Origin of the sequence: Paenibacillus endophyticus (assembly GCF_014192395.1) — a bacterium.
Classification (GTDB): domain Bacteria; phylum Bacillota; class Bacilli; order Paenibacillales; family Paenibacillaceae; genus Pristimantibacillus; species Pristimantibacillus endophyticus.
The window spans coordinates 22,232-28,749 of sequence record NZ_JACHXW010000035.1; the positions used below are offsets into that span (position 1 = coordinate 22,232).

Here is a 6,518-nt window from a genome sequence, read left to right on the forward strand (position 1 = left end):
CGTCAGCCTATTCCATTCAATCAAAAATAGAGAATCAGCCAGCCTCGCTTTATCTCACAGATTAGGCTACGAGAGAATCGTTATTGCAACACTACGCTATCCACAAAAACGGCAGATGTTCCGCTGGAGTTCGTTGGTGACAGAAACTGAACGCCAATTTCTCTCACATCGCCTAAATTGGATACTCCGGAAAGACTTAAAGAGAGTGTTGATGTCCCAGTCGCATTTATATTCACAGTTCCAGAATCGTACCAAGTATAGCTGGATCCCGTCTTAATGAACAGCTTCGCCTGCAGACCGCTTCCTACACTTCCCCAAGCAGCATGCTTCACTTTAGCAGAAATCGCGGACTTACCGCTGAAATTGTTTGAACCTGTATATTGCAGCGTAAATTGACCACCGCCGAGCGTGACATCAGCCTTTAATGAGCTGCTCCCAGTTGCAGCCCAATCGGTAACCGACCAAGGACCGCCAGTAACGTTTAAGGCCGTCCACCCCTGCGTATTACCGCTTTCAAAATCATATAAGGCCGAGCTGTTTCCATTAAATACTGTTGCCTTTACGGATGTGGCCCAAATCCCGTTTGTTCCGTTAATAATAAGATTCCCCCAAGTTGTAGGCGTTTGCCAATCACTAGTCGTCATATCCAGCCAAGCATTGCCCGAATCATTCCCTGTCCATGACCAAGCCATGTAACCAATTCCTTTAGCTTGGCTCTGATTCATAATCTCTTGAGCATTGACCTGACTGCCAAGATTATTGTTTCCATTATTGTAGTTATAACCAAACTCCCCTATCATGACAGCCAATCCTAAATTTTTGATCGCTTGGAGCTCGGTCCCAATTTTACTGGAATCGTTCCATGAACCGTACATATGAATGGAGAACATGATGTTATGATCCGGGTCATGCGCAAGAAGCGCATTGCCGTATGCTTTTATAGGTGAAGCATTTTGTCCCCAACCCGAACCGTCAACAATAATTGTATTATGAATGCCCGCATTTCGAATCGTCGAAATTGCTGTTTTATAAGCATCGCGCCATGCGATGTCCGAGAGACTGTGATCCCCCCATTCATTGGCGATATTAACCAACACATATTTTTCATTGCTCGTCAAAATAGATTTCACCGCACTGCTGGCAAAGTAATTGGCCATATCATTTAAACCGGATGCGCTGTTAGAGCCTGTAACATCATGCAATTCAACGATTGCAATCATTCCTAGCTCCTTGCAGCGATCAATAATTTGTTGTAAACGCGATGCTGAGCCGCTCGTCGACCATACGATTCGGACAGCATTCACTTTTTTGGAGCTAATTGTGCTTAGAGCGTTATAAGCTTGTGTATCGAACCAAGCATGAGCGTTATTGACACCACGAATGACAAAATTATTGCCGTTGGCATCCTTCAAATTGGTACCGCTTACATAAAATCCGTTTGCTGCATGGGTTTGCTCACTAGCGATAAATGGAACAACTAAAGCCAAAATAATGGCAACCATAAATGTCATTCTTATTTTCCTGATTATCATAATATCTAAATCCCTCCAACTATTTTTATATTTTGCCTTGCTTCCTTAGTGTTCAATCTGGATGATAGTAGAAAAATATTTTACTATTTTTTCTTGCGAATCACCCCCTTCATACCGTTCCACTTGCATATTTCTACATCATATTAGATAGAACTGCTTTCTTAGCTTTTCGAATAGCCACCTCCATCCGCTCGAATTATAAAGCGCTTACAATAATACATCTCCTCTTATCCTCTTAACGGTAATTAGAGAGCTAAACTTCGCCACAAATTTCGTTATCAAAAACATAACATAAATAACATATGTTATGCAATAGTATTTTTAAATAACAAAACAAACATTTGTTATGATATTCACAAGCTTGGTAACGTTAAATCTGATCTTGTTCCCAATGTAAAGATCGCATCGTTTCAACCTATCGGACCATGTCCAATAGGTCCCAGGCATCCAATTCTTACTAGGCATCATAGGTGACCTCCACCTGAGCAAGCACTTTCTTCTCCTTGTAAATCTCTTTCTGTAAATCATGATCATCACCAGCCAGTTAGCTTAGCCCATTTGAATAGACAAAAACACCGCTCCAAACTGAAACGAGATCATTTTCTATCATTTTACTAGAACGTATATCTCTTTTAATGTCATCAATGTACGAAGCATACCCAGGTGTTTCTGCTGTAATTCAGTCATCCAGTGGCTCAATTCCCCAAAACCTTCCATGCTGGTCGAACAGCGAAATTTGATATTCATCGTTGTAATCGGAAATGTTGCTCGTGGCAATATGAATCGTTAAATGGCATTAGATTGACTTGAATTTGAATCAGTAGGATTAAATCGGCGCCAAAATCACCGGCAGCTTGCTTCACTTCCACCTTATAACCGTGGGATATAAAAAGATGACCTAGATACTTCTCAAACTGCCGTCCCTCCATCTTGTCGACTTCTGCTATACCGGCTCTCTTTAATGGCTCTGTCTGTTTATGATTAATCGAGGATATAATAAAGGTATAAACAGCCAAAATAGCACCTGCAGCAATACCAGCAGCTATGATTGATGAAGTATACGAGTAGGCTCCCCATCCAGCCCCTAACATAAGTAACAGAAGCAGTCCTGTAATGGATCTAATTCTTCCTTTTTTTTCTCCACCTGGACATTTTTGTTTCCTCTTTTTCGTCTAAGTTATATATCGGAATGTAATTAAGGAAATGATGCCCTTACATTTGAAAATGAAGAAAATGTTAGTTTACAAATTAAAGAAGGTGATGTAGCAAACGCTACATCACCCCGACGATCTCCATTCTTACCAACCCTTATGAAATTCGAAAAACGACGTCCAGCTATCTTTAATTTGAATGGTGACGTCCGTTTCTTTCACTACACCGTTTGAATAGGTGGCTTTAAACGTAAGATATAATCTCCATCCTTCAGCGACTCTAGTTTTACCTGCGCTTGCTTCGCACCAATGAATCCATTCCAAGCTTTTTGATCGGTGGATCCTAGGCTTGTGCTACCAATTCTCGCAGCTGCTACGTCGACCTTGGTTGCCTTTGTTGTGCTCGTGCCTGTATCGGACCCCATAGGAAGCCGTCGTTCGCCCTAGCCCTCCAGTAATATAAACCGTCAGCCAGCACCGGTGGCGTGTAACTTGTTGACGGTACAGCCGTTTCGGTACCGACTACCTTAGCAGCGTCCGACACGCGAAACACTTCATAATCAATCGCACTTATTGAATGGTTTTCTGGATCTACTGTAAAGACACGCAGCTGCGGCCGGTTAATCATGGTATAGATCGGATTTGCTGTATCGATGCCGTTATACGACAATAAATGTGTCTCTGGAGGCATATCCAAAACAAAATAGCGGATATTACTTAGATTTGACCAGACCCCTTTTGAGTAGACCTGACCTTGTACCTTTACGACTCTTCCAGGTTGTATGAGACCCTCGATGAGCTTAAAGCTTTTTTCTGCACCGGCGTAATCGATGTTCAGGGCAATTTCGTTGTTATCAACGTAGTTCAACGATAACCGATACTGCTCTTGCGGATCGTTCTCCTGGTCCACGTATGTCCAAGTAATCGTAGGATCCTTGGCGAGTACGGTTGGTGCTGAGGCTGATATTCCCCCTGGGTACGTAATGGTCATGACCGGCTTCGTCTGATTATCCACAGGTAACGAAAGTCGGGTTCATTCCGATAGAAGCTCTTCAGTCGGCTACCGCAAAACTGGCCCGTTGCTTTGGTCTTAACGATCGTGGTCGTATTGCCGAAGGTTGCGCGCTGACCTCTTTTTAGTAACCGGTGATCCGAAACAACCAATATCTCAGATACCTTGTCGATCAAATACGTGTGGTTCAAAGGTATGCAACAACGATATATTAATCAGAATCGATATCCCCGTAAAATGTCGTCAGAGCGATTGCATACGCTATTAAGGAACTAGGTAATGCCAATGTAAACGAAATAATTACATGGCCGCCCCCTACAAACATATAAAACATTAATCGCCCTCGACATTCTAAGCCAGTGATGAAGGCCGTTATTTCCGGTCCGCATACCCGGTCTCCATGTTTTCATATGTTTTACTATCAACGGTATTTGTGATAAGTGTATTGTGATGGAAAAATTTTAAACTTTTATTTTAAATTATCAAACTTCGTTTTAAGTCTACACGTGTACGTGGACGACGTGAAGCCGATTTAATCGAAATCAAAATATTAATAAACGCCCCGGGAGCTTAAGCTTCCGGGGCGTTGTTCATGAGCTTCCCTTCTATTCCTTTTGTTGCGCCAGCATGTTCAACAGTACCGATACCGCTTCCGCTCGAGTCGCGCGCGAATCGCCGTTGAACATATTGTCGCCCGGGCCTTTCATGATACCTAACTTCCTCATGGCCTCTGCCGCGCCCTTCGCCCATGAAGGGATGCTTGCATCGTCCGCGAAGCCGGTCGTGGCATTTGAATCAACCGCCAGCTTCAACGCTTTCGAGATCATTGCTGCCATCTCCGCGCGGGTAACGGGGGCGCGCGGACGGAAAGTACCGTCTTCGTAACCGTCAACGAGGCCTGCTTGCACCGCTCGCACGACAGCGTCTTTCGCCCATGTCGGAATGCTCGCCTTATCCGCGAAATCCGTTTTCATTCCTACGGCTGGTAGCTTCAAAGCATTCATCAGCATGACAACGAATTCCGCGCGAGTAACCGAATGGTTAGGTTTGAACGTTCTATCGGCGTAGCCTTTGACCCATCCTTCGCCGATCGCCTGCTTGACGAGCTTCTCCGCCCAGTGGCCCGAGATATCGTCGAATTCAATGTCCGCCGCGGGCTCGTCGGATACGGCGAACACGGCGTATTTCGTAAAGTGATCGACTTCGACGACGATTTTATTGCCGTTGACAACGCCGCCGACTTCCACCCAAACCTTCTTCGCTTCGTCGTAATAATACACGGCCGCTTTCTGGTTTGGACCGATCGCTTTCGCGTCGAACGCGAAAGTCAGGGTGACCGGCTTCAAGAAATTTTCCGAGAAGTTTTTCAAAATCTCGTAGACCGGACTCGCCAAAACGTCATCTTCCGTTAAGAGTCCTTGCGCGTCCAGCAATCTATCGATGGTTAGCTTCAGTTCTTTGTCCGTGGCGTTCGCCGGAATGTCGATCGTTACTGCATTCTCGTAACGAACTTCGCCTGTCTTGCCTACGGGAAGCAGAAGCTCGCCAATCTCCACGACGACTTTGCCGTTATCAGGCTTCGCCGGAACGCCTACTTCGTGATCAGCCACAATCGCCGTCCACTTTGCGTACAGCGTCACGTTCGAAGTTACCGTATCCGTGCCGAATTGCCACTCCGTAGAGCCAGCCGCTTCCTTGTACCAGCCCACGAAGGTGAAGCCGGCTTTCGTTGGATTCGCTGGAGCCGCGATCTTCGCTCCTGCGCTCACGCCAGCCGAGTCCGCAACCGCGCTTCCTCCTTGCGAATCAAATGTCACCGTGTACGTTGGATTCGCCGTCCACTTTGCGTACAGCGTCACGTTCGAAGTTACCGTATCCGTGCCGAATTGCCATTCCGTAGTGCCAGCCACTTCCTTGTACCAGCCCTCGAAGGTAAAGCCCGCTTTCATTGGATTCGCTGGAGCAGTGATCTTCGCTCCCGCGCTAATATCGGTCAAGCCCGCAACCACGCTTCCTCCTTGCGAATCAAAGGCTACCGTGTACGTCGGATTCGCCGTCCACTTCGCGTACAGCGTCACGTTCGAAGTTACCGTATCCGTGCCGAATTGCCATTCCGTAGTGCCAGCCGCTTCCTTGTACCAGCCCTCGAAGGTGAAGCCGGCTTTCGTTGGATTCGCTGGAGCCGTGATCTTCGCTCCCGCGCTCACGCCGGTCGAGTCCGCAACCGCGCTTCCTCCTTGCGAATCAAATGTCACCGTGTACGTTGGATTCGCCGTCCACTTCGCATACAGCGTCACGTTCGAAGTTACCGTATCCGTGCCGAATTGCCATTCCGTAGTGCCAGCCGCTTCCTTGTACCAGCCCTCGAAGGTGAAGCCGGCTTTCGTTGGATTCGCTGGAGCCGTGATCTTCGCTCCCGCGCTCACGCCAGCCGAGTCCGCAACCGCGCTTCCTCCTTGCGAATCAAATGTCACCGTGTACGTTGGATTCGCCGTCCACTTTGCGTACAGCGTCACGTTCGAAGTTACCGTATCCATGCCGAATTGCCACTCCGTAGAGCCAGCCGCTTCCTTGTACCAGCCCACGAAGGTGAAGCCGGCTTTCGTTGGATTCGCTGGAGCCGCGATCTTCGCTCCTGCGCTCACGCCAGCCGAGTCCGCAACCGCGCTTCCTCCTTGCGAATCAAATGTCACCGTGTACGTTGGATTCGCCGTCCACTTTGCGTACAGCGTCACGTTCGAAGTTACCGTATCCGTGCCGAATTGCCATTCCGTAGTGCCAGCCACTTCCTTGTACCAGCCCTCGAAGGTAAAGCCCGCTTTC

Annotated in this window: 4 protein-coding genes and 1 pseudogene; 1 reads left to right on the forward strand and 4 read right to left on the reverse strand. The window is 47.2% G+C overall.

Annotated features, from left to right (window positions below; genetic code table 11):
- Positions 1–80 precede the first annotated feature (80 nt).
- The 3 genes from FHS16_RS31075 to FHS16_RS31085 form a co-directional block, all read right to left on the reverse strand.
- Positions 81–1,511, reverse strand: a complete 1,431-nt coding sequence (locus FHS16_RS31075) for a cellulase family glycosylhydrolase (protein WP_246432065.1) — start codon at positions 1,509–1,511, stop codon at positions 81–83.
- Positions 1,512–2,275: 764 nt separating this feature from the next.
- The gene (locus FHS16_RS31080; RefSeq protein ID WP_183571534.1) at positions 2,276–2,623 is read right to left on the reverse strand and encodes a restriction endonuclease; all 348 of its coding nucleotides are present in this window, start codon (positions 2,621–2,623) and stop codon (positions 2,276–2,278) included.
- Between the two features lie 433 nt (positions 2,624–3,056).
- On the reverse strand, positions 3,057–3,674 hold the full coding sequence (locus FHS16_RS31085) for a hypothetical protein (protein WP_183571536.1): 618 nt from the start codon (positions 3,672–3,674) through the stop codon (positions 3,057–3,059).
- Positions 3,675–3,700: 26 nt separating this feature from the next.
- Here FHS16_RS31085 and FHS16_RS32795 point away from each other — a divergent pair.
- Positions 3,701–3,899 (forward strand): annotated as a pseudogene (locus FHS16_RS32795) (amidohydrolase family protein); the annotation flags it as partial.
- A 401-nt stretch (positions 3,900–4,300) separates the two neighbouring features.
- Here FHS16_RS32795 and FHS16_RS31090 read toward each other — a convergent pair.
- Positions 4,301–6,518 (reverse strand): InlB B-repeat-containing protein (locus FHS16_RS31090; RefSeq protein ID WP_183571538.1); only part of this gene is annotated, 2,218 nt, incomplete at its 5' end.